The 24,560-nt window shown below is 71.9% G+C and carries 23 protein-coding genes; 9 read left to right on the forward strand and 14 right to left on the reverse strand.

What is annotated here, in order from left to right:
- Window positions 1–89: 89 nt before the first annotated feature.
- The 4 genes from AOM46_RS23985 to AOM46_RS24000 all read right to left on the reverse strand — a co-directional run bounded on the left by AOM46_RS23985 (window position 90) and on the right by AOM46_RS24000 (window position 5,506).
- A complete protein-coding gene (locus tag AOM46_RS23985) occupies window positions 90–2,147 on the reverse strand; it encodes a beta-galactosidase (protein WP_062214855.1) in 2,058 nt (685 codons plus the stop codon).
- A gap of 71 nt (window positions 2,148–2,218) precedes the next feature.
- Window positions 2,219–3,556, reverse strand: a complete 1,338-nt coding sequence (locus tag AOM46_RS23990) for an ABC transporter substrate-binding protein (RefSeq protein WP_062214857.1) — start codon at window positions 3,554–3,556, stop codon at window positions 2,219–2,221.
- A gap of 78 nt (window positions 3,557–3,634) precedes the next feature.
- Window positions 3,635–4,573 carry a carbohydrate ABC transporter permease gene (locus tag AOM46_RS23995; protein WP_062214859.1) on the reverse strand — a complete coding sequence of 313 codons (939 nt, stop codon included), beginning with the start codon at window positions 4,571–4,573 and terminating at the stop codon, window positions 3,635–3,637.
- A 3-nt stretch (window positions 4,574–4,576) separates the two neighbouring features.
- On the reverse strand, window positions 4,577–5,506 hold the full coding sequence (locus AOM46_RS24000; protein ID WP_062214861.1) for a carbohydrate ABC transporter permease: 930 nt from the start codon (window positions 5,504–5,506) through the stop codon (window positions 4,577–4,579).
- 191 nt (window positions 5,507–5,697) lie between these two features.
- Here AOM46_RS24000 and AOM46_RS24005 point away from each other — a divergent pair, with 191 nt between their 5' ends.
- Entirely contained in the window at window positions 5,698–6,783 is a 1,086-nt protein-coding gene (locus AOM46_RS24005) for a LacI family DNA-binding transcriptional regulator (protein ID WP_234313935.1), read from the forward strand.
- Window positions 6,784–6,811: 28 nt separating this feature from the next.
- Here the strand turns inward: AOM46_RS24005 and AOM46_RS24010 are convergent, their stop codons facing one another.
- On the reverse strand, window positions 6,812–7,297 hold the full coding sequence (locus AOM46_RS24010; protein ID WP_062214863.1) for an isochorismatase family protein: 486 nt from the start codon (window positions 7,295–7,297) through the stop codon (window positions 6,812–6,814).
- Between AOM46_RS24010 and AOM46_RS24015 the strand changes: the two genes are divergently transcribed.
- The 3 genes from AOM46_RS24015 to AOM46_RS24025 all read left to right on the forward strand — a co-directional run bounded on the left by AOM46_RS24015 (window position 7,296) and on the right by AOM46_RS24025 (window position 9,669).
- Window positions 7,296–7,565, forward strand: coding sequence for a hypothetical protein (locus AOM46_RS24015; protein WP_062214865.1), 270 nt, complete (start codon window positions 7,296–7,298; stop codon window positions 7,563–7,565). The genes AOM46_RS24010 and AOM46_RS24015 overlap by 2 nt on opposite strands.
- On the forward strand, window positions 7,499–7,894 hold the full coding sequence (locus AOM46_RS24020) for a hypothetical protein (RefSeq protein WP_062214867.1): 396 nt from the start codon (window positions 7,499–7,501) through the stop codon (window positions 7,892–7,894). Before AOM46_RS24015 ends, AOM46_RS24020 begins: the two co-directional genes overlap by 67 nt.
- A gap of 260 nt (window positions 7,895–8,154) precedes the next feature.
- The gene (locus tag AOM46_RS24025; protein ID WP_078857138.1) at window positions 8,155–9,669 is read left to right on the forward strand and encodes an NAD(P)/FAD-dependent oxidoreductase; all 1,515 of its coding nucleotides are present in this window, start codon (window positions 8,155–8,157) and stop codon (window positions 9,667–9,669) included.
- Window positions 9,670–9,766: 97 nt separating this feature from the next.
- Here AOM46_RS24025 and AOM46_RS24030 read toward each other — a convergent pair whose 3' ends face one another.
- The 7 genes from AOM46_RS24030 to speB all read right to left on the reverse strand — a co-directional run bounded on the left by AOM46_RS24030 (window position 9,767) and on the right by speB (window position 18,804).
- Entirely contained in the window at window positions 9,767–10,186 is a 420-nt protein-coding gene (locus AOM46_RS24030) for a hypothetical protein (protein WP_062214869.1), read from the reverse strand.
- 196 nt (window positions 10,187–10,382) lie between these two features.
- Window positions 10,383–11,381, reverse strand: a complete 999-nt coding sequence (locus AOM46_RS24035) for an ABC transporter permease (RefSeq protein WP_062214872.1) — start codon at window positions 11,379–11,381, stop codon at window positions 10,383–10,385.
- 58 nt (window positions 11,382–11,439) lie between these two features.
- Complete coding sequence (locus AOM46_RS24040; RefSeq protein WP_062214874.1) at window positions 11,440–12,303, reverse strand: ABC transporter permease; 864 nt, start codon at window positions 12,301–12,303, stop codon at window positions 11,440–11,442.
- Window positions 12,303–14,360, reverse strand: coding sequence for an ABC transporter ATP-binding protein (locus AOM46_RS24045; protein WP_067226517.1), 2,058 nt, complete (start codon window positions 14,358–14,360; stop codon window positions 12,303–12,305). Before AOM46_RS24045 ends, AOM46_RS24040 begins: the two co-directional genes overlap by 1 nt.
- Window positions 14,361–14,396: 36 nt before the next feature.
- Window positions 14,397–15,821, reverse strand: a complete 1,425-nt coding sequence (locus AOM46_RS24050) for an MFS transporter (RefSeq protein ID WP_062214877.1) — start codon at window positions 15,819–15,821, stop codon at window positions 14,397–14,399.
- A 52-nt stretch (window positions 15,822–15,873) separates the two neighbouring features.
- Window positions 15,874–17,466: an ABC transporter substrate-binding protein gene (locus AOM46_RS24055; protein WP_062214879.1), complete on the reverse strand. Its 1,593-nt coding sequence runs from the start codon at window positions 17,464–17,466 to the stop codon at window positions 15,874–15,876.
- A 93-nt stretch (window positions 17,467–17,559) separates the two neighbouring features.
- Window positions 17,560–18,804, reverse strand: a complete 1,245-nt coding sequence (speB, locus tag AOM46_RS24060; protein WP_107080159.1) for an agmatinase — start codon at window positions 18,802–18,804, stop codon at window positions 17,560–17,562.
- Window positions 18,805–19,171: 367 nt separating this feature from the next.
- Between speB and AOM46_RS24065 the strand changes: the two genes are divergently transcribed.
- Both AOM46_RS24065 and AOM46_RS24070 read left to right on the forward strand, forming a co-directional pair.
- Window positions 19,172–20,203: a LacI family DNA-binding transcriptional regulator gene (locus AOM46_RS24065; protein WP_067226519.1), complete on the forward strand. Its 1,032-nt coding sequence runs from the start codon at window positions 19,172–19,174 to the stop codon at window positions 20,201–20,203.
- A gap of 111 nt (window positions 20,204–20,314) precedes the next feature.
- Window positions 20,315–20,692, forward strand: a complete 378-nt coding sequence (locus AOM46_RS24070) for an RNA-binding S4 domain-containing protein (protein WP_062214883.1) — start codon at window positions 20,315–20,317, stop codon at window positions 20,690–20,692.
- A gap of 81 nt (window positions 20,693–20,773) precedes the next feature.
- On the opposite strand, the gene AOM46_RS24075 is transcribed toward AOM46_RS24070, so the two are convergent.
- Both AOM46_RS24075 and AOM46_RS24080 read right to left on the reverse strand, forming a co-directional pair.
- Window positions 20,774–21,058: a GNAT family N-acetyltransferase gene (locus AOM46_RS24075; protein WP_062214885.1), complete on the reverse strand. Its 285-nt coding sequence runs from the start codon at window positions 21,056–21,058 to the stop codon at window positions 20,774–20,776.
- A 56-nt stretch (window positions 21,059–21,114) separates the two neighbouring features.
- Entirely contained in the window at window positions 21,115–21,639 is a 525-nt protein-coding gene (locus tag AOM46_RS24080) for a MarR family winged helix-turn-helix transcriptional regulator (protein WP_062215229.1), read from the reverse strand.
- A 102-nt stretch (window positions 21,640–21,741) separates the two neighbouring features.
- Here AOM46_RS24080 and pip point away from each other — a divergent pair, with 102 nt between their 5' ends.
- The 3 genes from pip to AOM46_RS34245 all read left to right on the forward strand — a co-directional run bounded on the left by pip (window position 21,742) and on the right by AOM46_RS34245 (window position 24,560).
- Complete coding sequence (pip, locus tag AOM46_RS24085) at window positions 21,742–22,713, forward strand: prolyl aminopeptidase (protein ID WP_062214887.1); 972 nt, start codon at window positions 21,742–21,744, stop codon at window positions 22,711–22,713.
- 109 nt (window positions 22,714–22,822) lie between these two features.
- The gene (locus AOM46_RS24090) at window positions 22,823–23,785 is read left to right on the forward strand and encodes a sporulation protein (protein WP_062214889.1); all 963 of its coding nucleotides are present in this window, start codon (window positions 22,823–22,825) and stop codon (window positions 23,783–23,785) included.
- Window positions 23,786–23,876: 91 nt separating this feature from the next.
- Entirely contained in the window at window positions 23,877–24,560 is a 684-nt protein-coding gene (locus tag AOM46_RS34245) for a hypothetical protein (protein ID WP_062214891.1), read from the forward strand.

Genomic DNA, 24,560 nt, shown 5'->3' on the forward strand with positions numbered 1-24,560 from the left:
CCACGCGATGGTGGGTGGCAGCCCTCCGCGCAGGGGTGGCGGCCCTCACCGCACCGGTGAGAGCCGCCGTCCGAAAGGTGCTGTCCGGATCAGCCGGCGTTCTCCGTCCGGCGCAGCACCGTCACACCGCGCGGCGGGAGCGTGTCGAACCGCTCGCCGTCGACGGGCGACAGCCGCCCGTCGTCCAGCTCGGCCAACTCGCCCAGCCCGACGGCCTCGTCCGTGCGGTTGATCAGGAACCAGTAGGCGCTCCCGCCGGTGCCCCGAACAACCAACTCCACCCGCCCCCGCAGGTCCTCTGGCAGTTCGCTCTCCACCCCGGCGCCGGCCAGGAGCCGAGCCAGCACGGCGGGCAGCCCCGAGGCCCCGAGCCGGGTGGAGACATAGGCGGCGGAGCCGTGCCCCACCGCTCGGCGGGTGATGGCCGGTCGCCCGGCCTGCGCTCCGTCCCGGTAGCCGGCCAGCACGGACACCTCGGGGTCCACCACGCTGATCCGGTCGGTCCACAGCGTGCCCGTGCCCCCGTCGTCCAGCCGAACGGACTCGTCGGGGAGCAGCGGCCCGAACTCCTCGATCCGGATGCCCAGCAGATCGCGCAACGCCCCCGGGTAGCCGCCCAGCCAGGCATGGTCGTTCTCGTCCACCACACCGGAGAAGTAGGTGGTGACCAGGTGCCCACCGCGCTCGACGAAGCAGGTCAGCTCCTTGGCCAGCTCCTCCGGCACCACATGCAGCACCGGGGCCACCACCAGGTCATAGGCGTCCAGCGCGGCACCCCGGTGGATCACGTCGGCCCGCACGCCAAGCGCGAGGAAGGCCGAGTACCAGTCCAGTGCCTCCTGCCGGTAGTTCAGCAGGGAGGAGGGGTGCGAGTCCTGCTCGCTGGCCCACCAGGACTCCCAGTCGAACAGGATGGCCGCCCGCGCCGGGCGCCGCTCCGCGCCCACCACCTCGGCCAACCGTCCGAGACGGCCGCCCAGTTCGACCACCGAGCGGAACACCTCGGAGTCCGCCCCGGCGTGCGGCACCATCGCCGAGTGGTACTTCTCGGCGCCGGCCGCCGACTGCCGCCACTGGAAGTAGCAGACGGCGTCCGCGCCGTGCGCCACATGCAGCAGGGAGTCGCGGGCCAGATCCCCGTCCCGCTTGGCCACGTTCACCGGCTGCCAGTTGACCGCGCTGGTGGAGTGCTCCATGAGGAACCAGGGCCGGCCCCCCGCGATGTTGCCCGTGAGGTTGGCCGAGAACGACAGCTCGTCCCGCGCCTGCGGCCCTGGGTGCACATAGTGGTCGTTGGAGACGAAGTCCACCTCGCCGGCCCAGTCGGCGTAGTGCATCCCCTTGGTCTCGCCCATCACCATGAAGTTGGTGGTCACCGGCACATCCGGGGTGATCCGGCGGAGCAGGTCCCGCTCCGCCCGCAGATAGTCCTTGAGCGCGTCCGAGGAGAAGCGCTTGAAGTCCAGCTGCTGGGTCGGGTTGGGGTGCGAGGCGGCGAGCCGAGGCGGCAGCACCTCGTCGAAGGAGCCGTAGCGCTGCGACCAGAACGCCGTGCCCCAGGCCGTGTTGAGCGCGTCGACCTGGCCGTAGCGGGCGCGCAGCCAGTCCCGGAAGGCGGTGGCCGCGTCCTCGGAGTAGTCGTAGATGTTGTGGCAGCCCAACTCGTTGCTGATATGCCAGGCCGTCAACGCCGGATGGTCCTGGTAGCGCTCGGCCATCGCCTCGGCGAGGCGCAGCGCGTGCTCGCGGAAGACCGGGGAGGTCGGTCGCCAGTGCTGCCTGGCCCCGGGCGAGATGGTCTGCCCCCGCTCGTTGACCGGCAGGATCTCGGGGTGCAGCGTGCTCAGCCAGGGCGGCGGGGAGGCCGTCGCGGTCGCCAGGTCCACGGCGATACCGCCCGCGTGCAGCAGGTCCATCACCTCGTCCAGCCAGGCGAAGTCCCAGATGTCCGGCGCGGGTTGGATCCGAGCCCAGGAGAAGATCGCGAGTGAGACGATGTTCACGCCCGCCTCGCGCATCAGCCGGACGTCCTCCTGCCACACCTCGCGCGGCCACTGCTCCGGGTTGTAGTCGGCCCCATAGGCGAACCTGGGCGTTGACTCATCGGTCGGCCAGCGCAGCCAGCGCGGCGACGGGTCGCGGGTCATCGTGCTCCTCGGAAAAGTCGAACGGCGCGGAGGCGGTGCCGCCCCCGCGCCGTCATCGGGTGCGACCGGGGTCAGTCGGTGATGGTGAAGCCCTGGTCCTCGCCGTAGCGGCGAGAGCTGTCCTGCCAGTCGGCGAGCCCGTCGGCGAGCCGGGTGTTGGACACATAGGCCTGGCCGACGGTGTCGTTGAAGATGGAGTTGGCGTACACCTGGAACGGCAGGTAGGACCAGTCGTCCGCGACGTTGGCCGCCGAATCGGCGAACACCTCGTTGGCCCGCTGGCCGCCGAAGTAGGGGAACTCCGTGGCAAGGAACTCCTCGGAGCCCAGCTCGGCGGTGGTGGCGGGGAAGGCGCCGTTGTCCAGCCTGGTCCCCACGCCGTCGCCCACGTTGGCGTACTGCAGGAAGCCGTAGGCCAGTTCCTTTTTGCTGCTGGCGTCCGGGATGGTCAGCGCGCTACCGCCGTTCTCCGCGCTGGCCGGGTTGCCCTCCTCCCACTGCGGAAGCGGGGCGACGCGCCAGGAGCCGGCGCCGCCGGGCAGGCTCGACTCCAGGTTGGCCGGCATCCAGGCGCCGGTGGCCAGGCTGGCGATGGTGCCGTCGCCCATCCCCTGGAACCACTCGTCGCTCCAGGAGGTGATCGGGGCCAGCAGGTCCTCGTCCAGCATCTGCTGCCACAGCTCGGTGTAGGCCGCGGTGCCCTCGTCGGAGAAGTCGATCCCCACCTCGGTGCCGTCCACCTGGTAGGGGCGCCCGCCGGCCTGCCAGATCAGGCTGGTGGCGAAGCCGCCGTCGCCGGTGTCGTTGGTCATATAGGCGCTGGGATCGGCCTCGTGCAGATCGCGGGCGGCCTGCAGGTACTCGTCCCAGGTGGTGGGCACCTCGATGCCGTGCTCGTCGAAGAGGTCCTTGTTGTAGTAGAGCGCCATCGGGCCGGAGTCCATCGGCAGGCCGTAGACGCCGTCGTTCGCCTGCACGGCGCTCCAGGGGCCCGGCGAGAAGGTGTCGCCGAGGTCCTTGGCGCCGAAGCCGGACAGATCGCTGATCGACTCGTTCAACGAGAACTGGCCCATGGCGTAGTACTCGATCTGTGCGACATCCGGCACTCCGGAGCCGGCCTGCATGGCGTTCTGCAGCGCGGTGTACTGGTCGTTGGCGGTGCCCGCGTTGACCAGGTTGACCTTCACATTGGGGTATTCGTCCTCGAAGTCCTCGACGACCTGCCCCAGCGTGGGCTCCCATGCCCACACGGTGATCTCGCCGCCCTCTTCCAGGGCCTGGGTCAGCTCGTCGGCGGAGGCGCTGCCCCCGCCGGAGCCGCCGTCGTCGGAGCCACAGGCGGTCAGCCCCAGGGCCACGACGGTGGCCAGCCCGACCCCGCGCAGCGCGCGGCGCGTTGTTTTGGTCATCACAGTCAACTCACTTCGCTGTCAGAACTGTTGGAAGGAAAAAGAAGAGACGCAAACAAGGGAGGAAAAGCAGGGGGATCACTCCTTGACGCTTCCGGCGGCGAGCCCGGACTGCCAGTAGCGCTGGAGCAGCAGGAAGGCGACGACCAGCGGCAGGATGGTCAGCAGCGAACCGGTGATCACCAGGTGGAAGATGGCCTCCCCACCGGCGGTGGACGCCTGCGCGTTCCACGCGTTGAGGCCGAGGGTCAGCGGATACCAGTCCGGATCCTTGATCATGATCAGCGGCAGGAAGTAGTTGTTCCAGGTCGCGACCATGGTGAACAGCAGCACGGTGACGATCCCGGGGGCGAGCATCGGCAGGCTAACCCGGAAGAAGGTCCGCAGTTCGCTGGCCCCGTCGATCCGCGCGGCCTCCAGCAGCTCGACGGGGATCGCGTCGGCCGCGAAGACCCACATCAGATAGAGGCCGAACGGCGAGATCAGCGAGGGGATGATCACAGCCCAGGGGGTGTTGGTGAGGCCCATCTCGCTGAACATCAGGAAGGTCGGCACCGCCAGCGCCGTCCCGGGTACCGCCACGGCACCGATCACCACGGCGAACACGGCCCGCTTCCCGGGAAACTGGAACTTCGCCAACGCATAGCCGCCCAGCACCGCGAGGAACGTCGCCCCGCCAGCGCCCACCACCACATAGAGCAGCGTGTTGAACAGCCAGCGCACAAAGACGCCGTCGTCGTAGGTGAGCGTGTCGGAGATGTTGCTCCACAGCGCGAAGTCCCCGTCGAACCACAGGCCGAAGGAGTCGAAGAGCCCGGCCTGGGTCTTGGTGGCGTTGATCGCCAGCCAGACCAGCGGCACCAGCGAGTAGATCAGCACCAGTGCGGTGAGCACCGTGAGCAGCGGGCTGCGGCGCGGCCGGTTCACGGAGTGCGGACGCCGCGGCCTCCTGGTGCGCAGCCGAGGAGCCGGACGACCGTTCGCGCCCCGCCCCGTGGTGGTCGTGGTGGCTGCCATCGGTCACGCTTCCTTTCGCATGCCGCGAAGCTGCACGACGTAGGCGATGACCATGGTGAGCAGGCCCATCAGGATCGCCACGGTGGCGGCGTAGTTGTGCTGCTGGCCGGAGAAGGACAGCGAGTAGGTGAACAGGTTGGGCGTGAAGTAGGTGGTGATCGCGTTGGGCGCGAGGTTCTGCAGGATGCTCGGCTCGTTGAACAGCTGGAAGCTGCCGATGATCGAGAAGATGGTGGCGATCGCCAGGGCGCCACGGATCGCGGGCAGCTTGATCGCGGTGATCACCCGCCACTGGCCGGCGCCGTCGATCTCCGCCGCCTCGTAGAGCGAGTGCGGGACCACCCGCAGCGCGGCATAGAAGATCAACATGTTGTACCCGACGAACTCCCAGGTCACGATGTTGCCGATGGAGGCGAGCACCAGATCAGGCGAGAGCGGGTTGGGCAGCGAGATGCCGAACGCGTCGTTGATGTTGCCGACCAGACCGAAGCGGTTGCCGTAGATGAACCCCCACATCAGGGTGGCGACCACGGCGGGCACCGCATAGGGCATGAAGATCGCGATCCGGAAGAAGCTCTTCCCGTAGAGCCGCCCGCTGTCGATGGCCAACGCGACCAGCAGGGCGATCCCCAGCATGATCGGCACCTGGATCAGCAGGAACAGGGTGACCCGGCCCAGCGCCTCCCAGAACTTCGGATCCTCGAACGCCCGCTGGTAGTTCTCCAGTCCGACGAACGAGGTGCCGCCGACCATCTGCTCGCGGAAAAGGCTCAGATAGATCGAGTAGGCGATCGGCGCCAGGAAGACCACGACAAAAACGATCATGAAGGGCGCGAGGAATCCCCAACCGACCCAGGAGCGCCGGCTCCGTGCGGCCTTGGGCGGCGGAGCGGCCGGGCGTCCCGCCACGGAGGGCGGTGACAACGTCGTCATGGGCATACCTCGCTGGTCGTACCGAATGTTTACGCAAACACACCATGGCCGAGCGGCTCACCCGCAGTGGGTGTTTACGTAAACATTGATTAATGTGATGCTTACACTGCCTGCTGGGGAGCGTCAAGCGCCGGCCCGGTACCGGTTCGGTCGGGCGCCCCCGTACATCGGGCACGAAACAGGAGAGCGGCGTGGACGAGTTGGGATCTGGCGCGGACGCGGAGGGCGTCTGGGGGCCGGCCGCCGATCCGGGCGCCCGACGGCCGCTTCGGCAGAAGCGGGTGTCCATGGCGGACGTGGCCCGGCTGGCCGGCGTCTCCTCCCAGACGGTCTCCCGGGTCTCCAACGGGCACCCCGGTGTGGTGGAGAGCACCCGGCAGCAGGTGCTAGCCGCGATGAAGGAGTTGGGCTATCGACCCAACAGCGCCGCGCGAGCGCTCAAGAGCGGAGAGTTCCGGACGATAGGCGTCATCCTGTTTACCCTCTCGACCACGGGAAACGTTAGGACCCTGGAGGCCATCGCCAGTTCCGCCGCCGAACAGGGCTATGCGATCACGCTGTTGCCGGTGGCCGCACCCACCCAGGACCAGGTGCGCGGGGCCTTCACCCGGCTGGGAGAGCTGGCCGTCGACGCGATCATCGTGATCATGGAGGTGCACCTCCTCGACGCCGGAACGGTCACCCTGCCGCCGAACGTCAGCGTGGTGGTGATGGACTCCGACGCGGGCGACCGCTACAGCGTGGTGGACACCGACCAGGCCGGGGGCGCCAGGGACGCCGTTCAGCACCTGCTGGACCTCGGCCACGAGACGGTCTGGCATGTGACGGGACCGGACGACTCGTTCTCCGCCCAGCGGAGGACCGACGCCTGGCGGGACACCCTGACCGAGGCCGGCCGGGAGGTGCCGCCACCGCTGCGGGGCGACTGGACGGCGGATTCCGGCTACCTGGCCGGACTGAAGCTGGCCGAGGAGCCGCGCTGCACCGCCGTGTTCGCCGCCAACGACCAGATGGCGCTCGGCCTGTTGCGCGCCTTCCATGAGCGCGGCCGCGCGGTCCCCGGGGAGATCAGCGTGGTCGGCTTCGACGACATCCCGGACTCCGGCTCCTTCACCCCACCCCTGACCACCATCCACCAGGACTTCGCCGAGGTGGGCCGGCGGTGCGTGGAGGGTGTGCTCCGACAGTTGCGGACGGACACCATGGAGCGGGGCACAACGCTGGTGCCGACCTGGATGGTGCCGAGGGCGAGCACCGCACCGCCGCCCGGCCGCTGACCGCTTCGGTCGCGCCTCGCGACCGGGCTCAGCGGCCTGTCAACGCCGCCAGCAGATCCTCGGACGCGGCCGTCCAGCCGAAGCTGTTCTCCACCAGCGCCACCGTGGAGTCGTGGTGACGGCGGCCCTGCGGCTCGGCGACGCAGTCGGTGAGCACCAGCGGCCGGTAGTCGCGGAACATCGCGTCCCTGACCGTCGACTCCACGCAGACGCTGGTGGTGCAGCCCGTGACGATCAGGTCGTTGACGCCGAGCCGGCGCAGGGTGGCGTCCAGGGCCCTGTCGTGGAACCCGCTGAATCGGTTCTTGCGCAGCACGTGATCACCTCCGACCGGTGTCAGCCGATCCACGATCATGGTGTTCCAGGTGTCGTGGACCAATACCCTGAGCGAGGCGTCAAGCCCCTCCTGGCCGGCCAGGTAGTCGAAGAGCGCGGTGACCAGCTCGCCGCGCGAGCCGAAGTGCAGATAGAGCCCGCGTCGGGAGACGCCGACCCGCTCGGCGACGGCGGCCATGGTCAGGGCGGGCAGCCTCGATGTCGGTGGCGGCGATCCCTCGGTGGTCGGCGCGATCGTCGAGCCGATCGCGCGGGTGCTCGCCGGGGCCAGGGAGGCCCGGATCCCGGTGCTCTACCTCCAACACGGCTACCGTGCCGACCTGGCCGGTCTCGGCGCCGAGGGAAACAAGAACCGCCTGATCCACGCGGCGGTCGGCCGGTGCCGGCCCCCGACGGCACGGACGAGCGGCGGGTCTGGTCCGCCGACGACTCCGTCGCCGCGCTGACCGAGTGGGCCCACCATCTGGCGCGCTACCACCCCCGGGTGCTCGCCGTCGACCAGGCGGTGCAGCAGGTGCGCCGGCAGGACGCGGACGCCGGGCGACACCACCGACGCGCCAGCGACGCCCAGCTGGCGAACTGCAGCCGGCTCGCCGAATGGCTCGCGGACGAGGGGCGGCTGGCCGAGCCCTGGACGGTGGAGACGGGGGCCGACCTGCTCTGGTCACTGGTCTCCAGCGAGGTGATCGCGGGACTGCTCAACGAACGTGGCTGGTCACAGGCGGAGTTGGGCGATCGGCTCGCGATCCTTTACCGACGGACTCTGACCACCTGAGAACCACTGTTGACCGAACCGGGCGGGAGGACTCCGCTGGGGCAACGATTGTCAGTGGCCGCTGATAGACCTGGTCTCACCTCAAGCAACTACGGAGTGTGACCATGTCGACTCATCCCGCGTTCGTCCAGCTGCCCCTTCCCTCCTCTCCCCCGGCCGGCACGGCACGGTGCCGGGGCCGACGAGCGACACCGCCCTACGGTGAGAGCACAGGTGCGCCCCACGGGCGCCCGCACACCGAGGAAGAGGAGCAGGCCGGCATGACGGATCGTCCTGATACCGCCGAGGAGTTCGGTGCCGACACGTCGAGGGCCCCCGCCGGGGCCGTGGCCCCGGCGGACGGCGATGTGATCGATGTGTTCGATGTGATCGTCATCGGCGCCGGGCCCCCCGGGGAGAACCTTGCGGAGCGCACCCAGGCCGCCGGGCTTCGCACCGCCCTGGTGGAGGGCGATCTGGTGGGCGGCGAGTGCTCGTACTGGGCCTGTATGCCGAGCAAGGCCCTGCTGCGCCCGGCGGCCGCGCTGGCCGCGGCGCGTGCGGTCCCCGGCGCCCGGGAGGCGGCGGGCGGTGAGCTGGCCGCGGCGGCGGTGCTCGCCAGCCGGAACGCCTTCGCCAGCAACTGGCGGGACGAGGGGCAGGTCTCCTGGCTTGAGTCCGTCGATGTCGAACTCGTCCGTGGTCAGGGCCGGTTGGCCGGGCCGAGAAAGGTGGTGGTCACGGCGTCGGACGGGACGGAGCGGCGCCTGACCGCCCGGCACGCGGTGGCGCTCTGCACGGGCTCGCGCCCCGCCCTGCCGCCGCTGCCCGGCATGGACGAGGCGCGCCCGTGGACCAGCCATGAGGCCACCTCGTCGCAGCGGGTGCCGGAGCGGCTGGCCGTGGTCGGCGGCGGGGTCGTGGGGGTGGAGATGGCCGCCGCCTGGCAGGCGTTGGGCGCCAGGGTGACGCTCCTGGTGCGAGGGGACACCCTGTTGCCGCACTGGGAGCCGTTCGCGGGCGAGCTGGTGGCGGAGGGGTTGGCCAGGGCGGGGGTCGAGCTGCGCACCGGCGCCTCCGTCGCGGCGCTGCGCCGGCCGGATCCCGATGGCCCCGCGGTGGTCGAGCTGTCCGGGGGCAACACCGTGATCGCCGACGAGGTGTTGTTCGCGACGGGGCGCCGGGCCCGCACGGACGAGCTGGGTCTTGAGACGGTGGGGCTCACCCCGGGCGACTGGCTCGCGGCGGACGACTCGCTCCGGGTCCAGGGGGTGCCAGGCGACTGGCTCTACTGCGCGGGGGATGTCAACCACCGCGCGATGCTCACCCACCAGGGGAAGTACCAGGCGCGGATCGCGGCGAGCGCGATCGTGGCCCGAGCCCGCGGTGCGGGGGTCGATGACGGGCCATGGGGTGCCCAGGCCGCGACGGCCGACCATCAGGCGGTGCCCCAGGTGGTGTTCACGGACCCGGAGGCGGCCTCCGTGGGACTGACGCTGGCCTCGGCCGAGAAGGCGGGCCTGCGGGTGCGGGCGGTGGACTACGACCTGGGCTCCGTCGCCGGCGCGGCACTCTTCGCCGAGGGCTATCGGGGTCGGGCGCGGATGGTGGTGGACGAGGACCGCCAGGTGGTGGTCGGAGCGAGCTTTGTGGGGCCGGGGGCCGGCGAGTTGCTGCACGCGGCGACGATCGCCGTGGTCGGGGAGGTGCCGCTGGCGCGGCTGTGGCACGCGGTCCCCGCGTATCCGACGATCAGCGAGGTGTGGCTGCGCCTGCTGGAGGCCTATCGGGGGTAGCGGGCAGGGGCGGCGGGAGCGCGGCCCGCGCCGGGCCGGAGGCGCCCCGGTTCGGGATCCGGGGGCGTCCGCCCGGCGCCGGAGGAGACGCCTGGGCCTAGCGGCCGAGCGCCGAGCGGCAGACCGCGTTCATGGTCGGGTCGGGGAAGGCGCAGAAGGAGTCCGGGAGTTCGACGGGCGGGGCTTCCTGGCCGGCGGGGGCGTGGGCCGGCTCCTCGACGGGCCCCGGCGCGATCGGTTCGGGCCCCGAGGGCTGGGGGGCGGGCGCCGTGGGGGTGGGGGTGGGGTCGGGGGCGGCCGATCCGTCCTCCCGCTTCCCCGCCGGTCCCTCGGGTCCGGCGGCCGGGCTCGGTTCGCTGGCCGGCGCCACGGCGTGGGCGGTGGCCAGGGGCGTGGGCTTCTTCAGGGCGCCGTCCTCGGCGTCCTCGCCGCCGGCGGTCCCGGCGCAGCCGCCGAGCAGCAGCGCCAGAGCCGCCATGCCGAGTGCCTGCCGTGCGGTGGTGCCTGGGATGTTCATCGAGTGGGCCTTCCCTCGCGTGGGTGGGTGCCCCCGACAGCGCGGGGGCACGCTGTCCAACGCGGCCGGCGGCCCAGGTTTCCGCTGGCTCACCCCATTGCAGCAACGTTCCGTCAAGTGCCGTCGTCGGTTCGCCCGTTCCGGCCCGGCCGGGCCGCCGGCCGGTCGGCAGCCCGGGTCGGGTCCGGTCGGTCGGTCAGACGGCGACGCGGGGGTCGGCCACCCCCTGGAGGATGTCGGCCGCGGTGTTGGCGACGATGTACACCGCGCCCAGGACGAAGGTGACCCCCGCGACCGCGGGGAAGTCGGAGACCGGGATGCCGGCCCCCAGATAGCTGCCGAGCCCCGGCCAGCTGAAAACGCTCTCCACGACCAGCACCCCGGCGAACATGAAGCCGATCTGGAGCCCGGTCATGGAGAGGGCGGCGTTGACGGAGTTCCGTGCCACATGCCGGAGCACGAGGGAGCGTTCGCCGAGCCCCTTGGCGCGGGCGGTGCGCACATACTCCGCGTCCAGGGTCGACCGCAGGCTGGAGCGGAACACCCGGCCGATGGCGAGGGCGGGGCCCACCGCCAGGGCCAGGGCCGGCAGCAGCAGGTGGCGCAGCGCGTCGACGCTGGTGGCCGGGTCCCCGGCGAGCAGCCCGTCGAGGACGAGCAGGCCCGTCGGCCCGTCCACGTCCCCGCCGCCGCTGACCCGGCCGTTGGCGGGCAGCCAGTCCAGCTGTTGGTAGAAGACGATCAGGAAGAAGATGCCCAGCAGAAAGGTGGGAGCGGTGGAGAGGACGAAGAGCAGTCCGCGCAGGGCGCCGGTGCCCTTCCAGCGCAGCGTGCTGGAGAGGGCGAACAGCAGGGCCAGCACCAGCGCCAACAGGAAGGCGAAGAGCACGAGTTCGAGGGTGGCCGGCAGATAGCTCCCGATGTCCTCGGTGACCGGCCGCTTGGTGCGGAAGGAGATGCCCAGATCGCCGGTGAACAGGCCACCGAGGTAGTCGAAGTAACGGGTGACGGGCGGCGCGTCCAGGCCGAGCCTGGCGCGTTCCGCCGCGATGGCCTCGGGCGAGGCGGTCGGTCCGAGGGTCGCGGCGGCGGCGTCGGTCGCCGAGATCTCCTGGAGAACGAACAACACCACGGAGAGCACCAGCAGCAGCGCGACCAGGGAGGCCAGCCGGGTGCCGAGAAAACGCGGGGTCATGGTCCGTTGGGCCTTTCATGAGCGGAGCCGGGGTGGGGTCACACGGCTCGGCGCGGGGTCAGTGACCGCGCCGAGCCATGATGTTGCGCACCGCGTCACCGCCGAGGTTGGCGATCAGGCTGAGCAGCATCACGGTGATCCCGGGGATGACCGGTATCCACCAGTGGGTGAGCAGTTCGGGCAGGGCGCGGGAGGTGTCGGCGCCCAGCTCGGGGGCCGGGGCGGACTGGCCGAGCCCGAGGAAGGAGAGGCTGGCCAGCACGAGGACCACGCTGCCCACGTCGAGGCTGGCGGTGATCACGGCGGACGGCACCACGCCGGGGAGGAGGTGGCGCAGGATGATCCGGGGGGTGCCGACGCCCGCCATCCGGGCGGCCTCGACATGCGGTCGGGCCGCGAGGGACCGCACCTCGCCGCGCACGATTCTGGCGTAGTAGGGCCACCAGACCACGGAGATGGCGAGGAAGGTGTTGCCGAGCCCGGAGCCGAGGGCGGCGGCAACGGCGACCGCGACCAGGGTGCCGGGCAGTGCCAGGAAGAGGTCGGTGACCCGCATCAGCACGGCGTCCAGCCAGCCGCCGAAGGCGCCGGCGAGCAGTCCGACCACTCCGCCGACCAGCAGTCCCAGGGCGACGACGGCCAGCGCCATCAACCAGCTGGTGCGCAGGCCCAGCAGGGTGCGGGAGAGCAGGTCGCGGCCGATGCCGTCGGTGCCCAGCAGATGGTCGGAGCTGCCGATGCCGGCGTAGAGCTCGCCGCTGGTGCCGACCGGATCGGCCGGCGCGAGCAGGGGCGCGGCCAGCGCGACCAGGGTCACCAGGCCGAGCAGCGCCACCATGAGGTGGTCCAACAGCCGTCCGCCGCCGAGGTGTCGGCGGGGCATCCGGACCGGGGGGCGGACCTCGGCTATCTCGGCGGCCATCAGAACTCCCCCCGGTGCACACAGGCGACGGCGCGGCGGGCCGACGGGGGCGCGGTGCGGGCCGGGCCAGGCGGGCGGGGCCCGATGGGCACCAGCTGGATGCCGGTCAGGGTGTCGGCACACGCGTCGACGGCGACCGGGCAGCGCGGGTGAAAGGCGCAGCCGGAGGGCGGCGCGAGGGGGCTGGCCGGCTCGCCGTCGAGCGTCGGCAGCGCGACGTCGAGCCCGGGGACAGCGGAGATCAGGGCCTTGGTGTAGGGGTGTTTGGGGTCCGCGATCAGTTCCTCCGCCGAGCCGACCTCGACCAGCCGCCCCAGGTACATCACGGCGATCCGGTCGCCGATGATCCGGGCCACGGACAGGTCGTGGGTGACGAAGACGACGGTCATGCCCAGTTCCTCGCGGAGTCGTCTGATGAGGTTGAGCACATTGGCGGCGAGGGAGACGTCGAGGGCGCTGGTCGGTTCGTCGCAGAGCAGCAGCCGGGGCGGGACGATGGTGGCCCGGGCGAGGGCGACGCGTTGCCGCTGGCCGCCGGAGAGTTCGGCGGGTCGGGCGTGCAGGGTGTCCTCGGCGAGGCCGACGGCCGCCAGCGCGGCGCGGGCCCGTTCGAGTCGGGTGGCCCGGTCGAGCCGCTGTGCCCTGAGGCGTTCGACGAGCAGTTCGCGGACGGTCAGCCAGGGCGTGAGGGAGGCGCCGGCGTCCTGGAAGACCATCTGCACCTCCTGTCCCGACGGTCCGTCGATGCCACCGCCGGTGGCCTTCTGGAGTCCGGCGAGCACCCGCAGCAGGGTGGACTTGCCGGATCCGCTCTCGCCGACGAGGGCGAGGGATTCACCCGCCTCGATATCGAGGGTGACGCCGCGCAGGGCGGCCAGCCTGGCCTTGCGCCCACGGCGGTCCCGCACGGTGAACTCGCAGGTCAGCTCGGTGGTGCCGAGGATCGCCCCGGGTGCCCCGGGCGGCGCCCCCGTGGCAGGGGGCGGCGCCTCGGCGGTGGCGACTGCGGTGCCGGTGGGGGCGGTGCGGGCGGCCAGGGCGAGGAGACGTTCCCCCGCGTTCTCCGCGTGGAAGCAGGCGGCGTCGTGTTCGGGTGCGCTCTCGGGCGCCGGCAGGGTGGGGAGTTCGGCGCGGCAGCGGTCGGTGGCGAGGGGGCAGCGCGGGTGGTAGGCGCAGCCGTCGGAGGCGGTGGCCTCTGCGGTGTCGGGCACCAGGGTGCGCAGGGGGCCGTCCCGGTCGGTGTGGAAGTCCAGCCTGGACGCCAACAGGCCCAGGGTGTAGGGGTGTCGGGGCTGGTTCAGCACCTGTCGGGTGGGGCCGACCTCGGCGAGCCTGCCGCTGTACATCACCGCGATCCGGTCGGCGATCTGTCCCGCGACGCCCAGGTCGTGGGTGATCATCAGCACGCTGCAGCCGAGTTCGTCGGCGAGCCCCCGCAGCACCCTGAGGACCTGGGACTGAACGGTCACGTCGAGTGCGGTGGTGGGTTCGTCGGCGATGATCAGTCGGGGTTCCCCGGCGACCGCCATGGCGATCATGACGCGTTGCCGCAGCCCGCCGGAGAGTTCGTGCGGGAACGCCCGCATCCGGCGTTCGGGGTCCGGGACGCCGACGGCGCTGAGCAGGCGGACGGCCTCGGCGCCGCTGCCGGCCGCCTCGATCACCTGGTCGCCGACGCGCATGGTGGGGTTGAGCGAGGTCATCGGGTCCTGGAAGACGACGCCGAGGCTGGACTTCCGCACCCGGCGCCGCTCCTCCTCCGTTCCGCCGAGCATGTCCACGCCGGCGACCCGGAGGGTGCCGCCGACCCGGGGCGCGGCCGAGGCGGGGAGCAGGCCGAGCAGGGCGAGGGAGAGCATGCTCTTGCCCGATCCCGACTCGCCGACCAGGCCCAGGATCTCGCCGGCGTTGATGTCCAGGTCCACACCCTTGAGGACGGTGGCACGGGTCCCGTTGCGGGACATGCTGACCCGCAGGTCGCGCAGGGTGGCCACGGGCGTGGCCTCGGTGGGTTGGTCGCCGGCCTGTTCCGGCCTGGCGTGTTGGGTGTCCAGCATGTGCGGTCCTCCCGATGGTTTTCGGTGGCCGAGTGGCTACCGGCCCTGCCGGTCCACGCGGTCCCGCCGCGGTGCGGGATCGCTGAGGGGTTCTGGTTCTCCGGTGCGGGGGCGGCTGAGGGGTGGTTCGGTCGGCGGGCCGTCGTCCGTCGCGGGCTCCTGGGGCGCGGGCGCCCCGGGGGGTTCACCGGCGCCCGTCGCGCCCCCGGCCGTCCCCGACACACCGCCGGGGATCCCCGCCGCCAGGCGCCGTTCCCTGGTGCGGGCGGTGAGGGTGAGGAAGCCGGCGAGCAGCACGCAGGCCACCGAGCAGCCGCCCCAGAGCCAGCCGCTGCCCCACCGTTGGATGACGGTGCCGCCGACCAGCGGTCCGATCATGGTGGCCATGCTGAACGCCAGGGCGTAGGTGCCCAGATAGCGGCCCCTGGCCTGACGGGTGGACATGTCGGCGGCGATGGACTGGGCGGACGGATGGGCGCCCATCTCGCCGACGGTCCAGATGGAGACGGCCGTCGCGTAGAAGATCCAGGAGTTGGCGAACGCCTGGAGCCCGACGCCCAGCGCGGTGAAGAGCAGCGCGCCGGCCAGCACCGCCTCGCGGCGCCAGCGGGCGACGAGCCGCGCCGAGGGGATCTGCAGGGCGCAGAGCAGCACCCCGTTGAGGGTGAGCAGAAAGCCGTACTCGGCGGAGCTGAAGCCGTCCTCCACCATCGCCACCGGAAGCGAGGACGTGGACTGCACATAGACCACCGAGTAGACGAGCATCGCCAGGACGAAGGTGATGAACACCCGGTCGCGCAGCACCTGGCGCAGTCCGCCGGGCGGCGCCGGCGGGGCGTCGGCGTCCCGCCGGCCACGGCGCCCGGTGGGCACATGGCTGTCGGTGACCCGGGCCAGCACGATGCTGGCCGAGACCAGCAGCACGCCGGCCTGGGCGTAGAAGAGGTAGGAGAAGGCACGGTCGGCGATGAAGCCGGCCAGCAGGGGGCCGATGGCGTAGCCGAGGTTGACCGCCCAGAAGTTGTAGGCGAACGCGGCGCGCCGGTGTGCCTGGGGCACCAGATCGGTGATCAGCGCGGCGACGGCCGGCTGGGCCGCGCCGTTCACCAGGCCGAAGACGAACAACAGCACCGCGATGGCGGCGGGTTGGGGGAAGGACGGGATCACCAGCATGGTGCCGGCGGAGAGCAGCAGGCTGCCGATCAGGGTGCGGCGGCGGCCGACCACGTCGGAGAGCACGCCGCCGGCCAGGGCGGAGAGCACCACTCCCCCGCCGTAGCCGGAGACGATCATGCCGGCCTCCGAGGTGCTGAGCCCGGCGTCGCGGGTGAGGAAGAGCGTCATGAACGGGACGACGAAGCGTCCGGTCCAGGTGACGAGGACGGCGAACCAGAGCCACCAGAAGCTCGCGGGGAGATCCGCCGCGCGGGTGGGCCGTTCGTGGGACCGGCGGTGTGGCATGGGGTTCCTTCGGGCCGATCCCGGGGGCGCGGGCGGCGCCCCCGGGCGGGGACTACTGGTCCTGGACCGTCAGCGTGTGGAAGTCGAGGGTGTAGGGCTCCGCGATGCTGTGGGACTCGGCGATCCGGCCGATCCAGGGCTGGGCGACCACGAAGTCGTTGACATAGGCCCAGGCCGGGGTGCAGGAGGCCGCCTCGTTGGCCGCCGCGGCGGCCACATAGGTCTCGGGGTCGCCGGTGACCAGGGCGTCGGAGAGCAGTTCCGTGGTCTCGTCCGAGAAGCACTGGAGGTGGTTGAGGCCACCGTCCTGGTCCCAGAACACATGCCCGTACATATAGGGGTTGCTGGAGTCGGGCCAGGTGCCGGAGGCGAGATAGATGTCGGGGGCGTTCTCCGGGTCGGCGGCGAACTCGCCGAAGACCTGGGCGGTCTGGTAGCTGGTGATGGTGGCGTCCAGGCCCAGACCCTGGAGTTGGGCGGCGATCAGGTTGGCGATCTGGGCGTCGTCGGCGCTGGCCGCCGAATGCCCGATCACCACGGTCTTCTCCGGTCCGGACAGGCCCGCCGCGTAGTCGGCCAGGGGCGCGGGATCGTGGACGATCTCGCGGGATTCGGTGCCCTCGGGCAGCGCGCCGCGCGAGTAGCTTCCGGTCGCCAACTCGGCCTTGTGGGCCACCACCTGGTCGATGACGCTTGCCCAGTCCACCGACTGGAACATGGCCTGCCGCGCCTCGGGCGTGGCCATGAAGGGGCGGTTGGGGTTCATGTAGAGGACGCCCACCTGGAACGAGGGCAGGCTGTACGCCTGGAGGCTGTCGTCCTCGATGTAGCGGGCCTGGGAGGCCGACGGCACCGCGCCGATGATGGCCGACAGATCGCCGTTGTTCAGGGCCAGTTGCATGGCCGACGTGTCGGTGTACACCGGCAGGTCGATGGTGGTGAACGTGGCCTCGCCGCCCCAGTAGTCCGGGTAGGCGGTCATCTCGTAGCGTTCGCCGACGCGGGCCTCGGACAGTTGGTAGGGACCGGTGCCGGCCGAGTGGGTGGCCAGATAGCGCTGCGCGTGGTCGTCGCCGGCGTTCTCGGTCAGCGCGGTGGGGCTGATCATGCGCGGGCCGTAGGGCGAGGCCAGATAGTCGAGGAACGCGGAGTTGGGCTCGGACAGGTGGACGGTCACCGTGGTCGCGTCCACCACCTCGACGCTGTCGACGCCGGCGACCATATAGGCGGGGCCGGCGCCGACGGCGGTCCGCCGGTCGAACGACGCCTCGACGGCCTCGGGGGTGAACGGGGTCCCGTCGTGGAAGGTGACCCCCTCGCGCAGGGTGAAGGTGTAGCTGGTGTTGTCCTCGGACACCTCCCAGTCGGTGGCCAGCGCCGGACCGATGGTGGTGGTGTCCACGCCCGGCTCGTAACGGACCAGCCCCTCGTACATGTTGGTGGTCAGCGCCAGGCCGTTGCCCGAGTAGTAGACGTCGGGGTCGGGCGGTTGGCCGATGTCGTTGAGCAGGCCGACGCGCAGCACCCCGTCGGTGGGCGCGGCGGAGCCGGTGCCGCCGTCGCCGTTGCCGCCGCAGGCGGCGACCGTGAGGGCCAACACGGCGGCCAGGGACGCGGCGCGCCGGATGGCGGATTGCCGTCTCATGGGTAACTCCTCGGTGTTTCGGGCGGGGTGGCGCGGAGCCGGCGCCTCAGCGGTGGAGTGAGGTCAAGCACGATCAAGCACGGCCAGGCACGATCAGGCACGGTCCCGCAGCGCGCGGGAGTGGCCGGGACCCAGGGCGCCGGGGTGCAGGTAGTCGGGTTCGGTCAGCCCCTTGCGGCGCATGGCGATGCCGGTGAGCGCCTCGCGCACGGCGCGGTTGGCGAGCAGCGCGGTGATCTCGCCCCGGTCGTCGTAGGGCGGGCTGACCTCGACGACGTCCATCCCGACGATGCCCACCTCGGCCGCCAGTCGGCGCACGGCGGTGAGCACGTCGATGCTGGTCAGCCCGCCGGGCTCGGGGGTTCCTGTGCCGGGCGCGTAGGCCGGGTCGGCGACGTCGATGTCGAGCGAGATATAGAGGTGGTCGGCCTGGTCCAGGGCCTCGTCCACGGCGCGTTCCAGGACCTTGGCGAAGCCGTCCCGGTTGATCTCGGCCATGAAGTGGGTGCGCATCCGCCGCTCGTCCATCCAGTCGATGGTCTCCTGGTCGGGCCAGTAGCCGCGCAGGCCGACCTGGACGAAGTTCTTGCCGGGGACCGCGCCGCTCTCGATCAGCTTGCGCATCGGGGTGCCATGGCTGGCGAGGCTGCCCGGGGTGTCGGTTCCGGTGTCGGCGTGCGCGTCGAAGTGCACGATGCCGACCTTTCCGTAGCCGTAGTGGTCGGCCAGCGCGGTGGCCGACGGCCAGGTGGTGGCGTGGTCGCCGCCGAGAATGATCGGGATCACGCCCGAGTCGACGATGGTGCCGACGAACTTGCGGATCTCCTCGAAGGTGGTCCAGGTGTTGCCGACCCTGATCGGCGCGTCGCCGTAGTCGCAGATCCTCAGCTCCTCGAACGCGTCGACCCGCACGTCGAGGGAGTAGTGCGCCCGGCCGTAGCCGCCCTTGTAGTCGCACGAACGGATGGCCAGCGGGCCGTGGTTGGTGCCGCTGCGCCCGGACGCGGTCGCGTCCCACGGCACCCCGCAGATGGCGACGTCCATCTCCCCGGCCACCAGGTCCTCCGGGGTCAGACAGACCGGGAGCTTGGCGAAGGTCTGGATCCCGGCGAAGCCTCCCTCGCCCTTGCGGTTGACGAAGATGGGGCCCGGCTTGCGGCCGACGTTGAAGTCGTCCACGGCGCCATGGCCGTCAAGTCCCCTGCCCAGCCGGGGCGGTTGCTCCCAGAAGCCCTCGCCGAAGTCGTGGTGGTGATGGTGGTGACCGCCGTCGGAGCCGTGCTGGTGCTCCCCGTGCGGGTCCAACGGCTGGCTGGAATCACTGCGGTTCTCGGTCATGGGCCCTCTCTGCGGATGCGCCGTACCTGACCCGATGCGGCGGGATCGTGACCCGCTTCGCCCCGTGTTGGGGTGAGTTGCCGCCGGTGTGAACCTCGTTGTCCCCTCGGCACGGCCTGATCGCCGTCTCGTTCGGGTAGGACGAGAAACTAGGTACTGCGAAATCGATTCGTCAATGGCCAAGTGGGGTGCGACAGACGGTGTTTACACAGCTGGTGCGAGAACGGACCGCTCCGCCGGTGCCCGAAGCGCCGACGAAGCCTGGCCGTAACAAGGGCGATTGTTTTCGGCCGCCCGGCGCCCGAGGGGCGACCACCCCCGGGACGCGACTCCCCGGCGAGCGGGGTGGCGCTCGTATGATGTGCCCATGAGGCGCCAGACAGTGACGCTCAAGGACGTGGCCAGGGCCGCGAACGTCTCCCCCAGCACGGCGTCCCAGGCGCTCTCCGGCACCGGCCGGATGACCGACGCCACCCGCAGGGCCGTCGCCCGGGCCGCCGAGGAGTTGAACTACCGCCCCAACGCGGTCGCTCAGGGCCTGCGCACCGGATCGGTCCGGTCCATCGGGCTACATCATCTGCACGCCGGTGACCGCTTCGCCTCCGACTACTTCCGGGAGTTTGTGACCGGCGTGCTGGACGGCACCCAGGCCGCCGACTACGACCTGACCCTGCTCTCCAGCGACCCCCAGGTGCCTCGGAACCGGGTACCCCGGGTGGACGGCGTGATCATCGCGGACCCGATCGCCGACGATCTGCGCGCCCGCCAACTCCTGGAGTCCGGGCTGCCGGTGGTCGCCGGCGAACATCTGCCCCCCGGGATGCCGGACTGCCCGGTGATCGTCGCCGACCACGCGGCGGCGCTCCGCGCGATCCTGGACCGGGCGCTGGCGCACGGCGTGACCCGCCCCGCGTTCGTCGGCCCCGACGCCAACAGCGGCTGGGGGGTGCTGCTCCGCGCGGAGTTCCTGGCCTGGTGCGAGGAGCGAGGGCTGCCCGCCACCACCGGGGAGAGCCGCTTCGGCGACATGTCGGTGGGCGAACACCAGGCGCAGATCGAGGCGTTGCTCGCCCGGGAGCCGGCGACCGACCTGCTGGTGATGTCCTCCGAGCCCATCGTGCGCGGCGCGCTGCCGGCCCTGGCGGCGGCGGGCCGGCGGGTGGGCGACGATCTGCTGCTGGCCTGCTGCGGGGACAGCCGCACGCTGACCATGACCACGCCGCCGGTGACCGCCGTCGACCTCCATCCGCGCGCGCTGGGCCAGGCCTGCGCCGAGCTGCTGATCCGGGTGGTCGAGCACACGGTGGACCCGCCCACCTCCCCCACCGTGCTGCCGGCCGAGGTCCACTGGCGCGCGTCCCTCCCCCACCGCCCCACGGCCGCCGTGCCCGGCCGGTGAGCCCCGGCGACGGCGGTCCAGCGTCGGACGGCGGTGGCGGTCGGTCGGTCGGTCGGTCGGTCGGTCGGAAAAAGTATGAGCTGATCGGGGGCGAGGGCATAGGCTCGGGGCATGGCCGGTGAGCAGGGAAGCGTGCGGGTGGACACCTGGATCTGGGCGGTGCGGCTGATCAAGACGCGGTCGATGGCGGCGTCCGCCTGCCGCGCGGGCCATGTCAAGGTGAACGGCGAGCGGGTCAAGCCCGCGCAGGCGGTGAAGGTCGGCGACGAGGTCCGGGTCTGGCACGCGGGGCGGGAGCGGGTGGTCGAGGCGACCCGGCTCATCCGCAAGCGGGTCGGCGCGCCCACCGCGGCCGAGTGCCTGATCGACAACAGTCCCCCGCCGCCGCCCCGGGTGGAGGTTCCCGCCGTCCCGGTGCGCGACCGGGGCGCGGGCCGGCCCACCAAGCGCGACCGGCGCGAACTGGAGCGGCTGCGCCGCCAGGACTGACGCCACCCACCCGCCCCGAGGACCGGGCGCGAGATCGGGAGGCGGCGTCCCCGGTCAGCGCTCCCGGTCAGGCGCTCAGCGTCAGGCGCTCTGGGTCAGGTGCTGGTACTCGGGGTGCCGTTCCAGCCAGCCGATGATGAACGGGCAGGTGGCGAGGACGCGCAGCCCCCGGCGGTCGGCGTCCTCCAGCGCGGTTCTGGCCAGCGCGCCGCCGACCCCGCGCCCCTCGAACTCGGCGCGGACCTCGGTGTGCGGATAGACCACCAGGTCCCCGGTGCGCACATGGTCGGCGAAACCGGCGAACTCGCCGTCCACCCAAGCCTCGAACCGACTCCGCTGGTCGTTGTCCCGCACCGCTGTGCTCATGGCGTCATCCTGCCTCGCGCGCCCGTCCGCCGCATCGCCGGCGACGCCGTTCGGGCTCAGCCGGCGCCCCGTCCACCGCCGGCAGAACCGTCGGCGGCGGGTTCGTCCGCGCGCGCGGCCGCCTCGGCGACGCGGTCCCGGAAGGAGCGGCGGGTCAGCGCCTCCTCCAGCTCGGTGAGCAGCCGTGCGAGCGGGACGGAGAGTTCGGTGTCCAGATCGGCGACCGCGGCCTCGGCCAGGGCCCACTCCCGGTCCAGCACGGGGCGCATCGCCTCCGCCTCCTCGGTCAGCCGGACCACCCGCTGCCGCGCGTCCTCGCCCACCGACAGTTCGACCAGGCCCCGCCGGACGAGTTGCGCGACGGTCTGGCTGGCCGCCGAGTGGGTCACCGAAAGGGCCTCGGCCAGTTCCCTGATGGTGCTGGGCCCCCGGGCGGTCAGGGCCCGGATCACCGGCGTGAACCGGGGCCGGTAGTCGGTCAGCCCCAGGGACGGGTAGACGTCGGCGAGGTCGTTCTCCAGCAGGTCGAGCAGATGGCGCAGCCGGGTGCCGATGCCGGTGAGCGCGGGAGTGGTGGCCATGCGCAGAAAGATAACCGAACGCGCCAGGTATAACAGCACTGATATAACAGCGCTGCGACAATTCGCTTCGCGACCGTCCCCACCGTCCCCGGGAGGTACCCCATGTCCGCGCTCCATCCCCCGATCGAGCCCCATGACCACGGCTGGCTGTCGGTCGGCGACGGCCACCGGATGTACTGGGAGGTCTGCGGCAATCCCGAGGGCCGGCCCGTGCTGGTGGTGCACGGCGGCCCCGGCTCGGGGTGCTCACCGGGCAGCCGTCGGTTCTTCGATCCCGGGGCCTATCGGATCATCCTCTTCGACCAGCGCAACAGCGGCCGGTCCACCCCGCACGCCGCCGACCCCGAGGTCGATCTGTCGACCAACACCACCGAGCATCTGCTGGCCGACATGGAGCTGCTGCGGGAGACGCTGGGCGTCGAACGCTGGCAGCTCTTCGGCGGCTCCTGGGGCTCGGCGCTCGCCCTGCACTACGCCCAGCGCCACCCCGACCGGGTCACCGAGCTGGTGCTGATGGGCCTGGCCACCGGGCGCCGGGCGGAAACCGACCTGCTCACCCGGGGTCTTGGCGCCTACTTCCCGGACGCCTGGCGCGCCTTCCGGGAGGCCGTTCCCGCCGCTGAGCGGGACGGCGATCTGGCCGCCGCCTACGACCGGCTGCTCCACGATCCCGACCCGGCGGTACGGGCCAGGGCGGCGCGCGACTGGTGCGACTGGGAGGAGGCGATCGACATCAGCGGCCCGGGGTCCCCCTCCCGTTACGACGACGCGGACTTCCGGCTGGCGTTCGCCCGGATCGTCACCCACTACTGGAGCCGGGGCTCCTGGCTGCCCGAGGGCGAGGTGCTGCGCCGGGCCCCCGAGCTGGCCGGCATCCCCGGCGTGGTGGTGCAGGGCGTCCTGGACCCGGGCAACCTGCTGGGCACGCCCTGGGAGCTGGCGCACCGCTGGGGCTCCGACTGCCGGCTGGTGGTGGTGGGCGCGGCCGGGCACAGCACCGCCGACACGGGGATGGCCGAGGCGCTGGTCGCCGCGACCGACCGTTTCGCGTCCCGTGGGTCGGGGACGCGATAGCGTTTGAAGAGGCGCGCAGCCGGGGCCAGTTGACGAGCCGCCGGCCGGCGTGACCTCGGTTGACGGACTGACGACACATGTCGTTACGACACAAGAGGAGAACGCCGCGATGGTGTTCAAGCGGTTGCTCGGCAAGCTGGGCGTGGGTGGCCCCTCCGTGGACACGGTGCTGCACCGGGAGCTGGTGCTCCCCGGCGACACCCTCTCGGGTGACGTGCTGGTACGCGGCGGCACGATGGACGTGGAGATCACCGAGCTGACGCTGGATCTGGTCGCCCGGGTGGAGTCGGAGGCCGGGGAGGAGGAGCGGGAGGGCAACGTCAGGTTCCACCGGGTGGTGGTGGGCGGCGGCTTCCGGCTGGCCGAGGCGGAGGAGCTGTCCATCCCGTTCTCCTTCCCGGTGCCCTGGGAGACGCCGATCACCGAGGTCTTCGGGCAGCCGTTGGGCTTCCCGTTGGGCGTGCGCACCGAGCTGGCGGTGGCCGGCGCGGTGGACCAGGGCGATCTGGACCGGCTGCTGATCCGTCCGCTGCCCGCGCAGGAGGCGGTGTTGGACGCCTTCGGCCAGTTGGGCTTCGGGTTCCGCTCGTCCGATCTGGAGCTGGGCCATATCCGGGACAGCGGGCAGACGCTGCCGTTCTACCAGGAGATCGAGCTGACGCCGGGGCCGAACCACGCGCACGCCATGAGCGAGGTCGAGGTGAGCTTCCTGGCCAACCCGACCGGCCTGACCGTGGTGCTGGAGGCGGATCGGCGCGGCGGGCTGTTCGGGGGCGGCGGCGACGCGGTGAACCGCTTCTCGGTCGCCCATCAGGACGTGGGCCAGGTCGACTTCACCGCGCTGGTCGACTCCTGGCTGGGGCAGCTGACGGCGGGGGGCCACGGCGGCTTCGGGCACGGCCAGCACGGCTACCACGGCCATCACGGTGAGGAGCACGAGGGCCACGGCGGAGGCGGCGGCCTGGGCATCGGCGGCGTGGTGGCCGGGGTGGCCGCCGGCGTGGTGGGCGGCTTTGTCGCCGCCGAGATCATCGACGAGATCGGCGACGCCTTCGAGGGCGACGACGACTGACCCGTCGGCGTACGCGCCCGGCGCGCGCCGTTGACGTTCGAGACGCGATCAATGCGCTCCGGGGAACGGTGTCCGTGCCACGGTGGCATCCGTGTTCAGTTTCTTTGCCACCGTGGTGGGGCTCGCCCTCGCCGGGCTCGACCCGATCGGCGCGCTGATCGCCGTGGGCGGGCTGGCGGCCGGGGCGACCCGGCGGGCGATCCTGGTCTTCACCGCGCTCTCGCTGCTGATCCCGCCGGCGCTCGGCGTTCCGCTGTCGCTCCTCGTCGGGGCGAGCGTGGCCAGGGTCGATCTCTCCGGGGTCGACTGGCACTCCCCGTGGTGGGCGCTGGGCGAGGCGGCCATCGCGCTCGCGCTGCTCTGGTGGGCGGTCAGACGGCGCCGCCGGCCGCATCCGGGCGTCTCGGCCGGGACGGCGCGCGGCGGCGGAGCCGGCCGACTCGCCCTGCTCGCCGTCCTGTTGGCGCTGACCATCCTGCTGGACCCGACGTTCCTCGGGCTGGTGGTGCTGGCCGGTCGGGAGCCGGTGTGGGAGCTGGTGGTCGCCCATCTGCTGTGGAGTCTGGTCAGCCAGGCGCCGCTGGTGCTGGTCGGCGGCGCGGTGGCGGCCGGCCGGCACCGGGCGGCGGTGCGGCTGCTGGAGCGCGCGTCGGCGCGGCTGGGGCCGGCCGTCCGACACGGCGTCACGCTGCTGCTGGTGCTGGTCGCCCTGGTGCTGCTGGCCGATGTCGCGGTCTATGTGGCCACCGGCGGCGAGGAGTACCTGCTGGGCTGA

Source organism: Streptomyces sp. NBRC 109706, from assembly GCF_000974485.1.
In the GTDB taxonomy this organism is placed as follows: domain Bacteria; phylum Actinomycetota; class Actinomycetes; order Streptomycetales; family Streptomycetaceae; genus Streptomyces.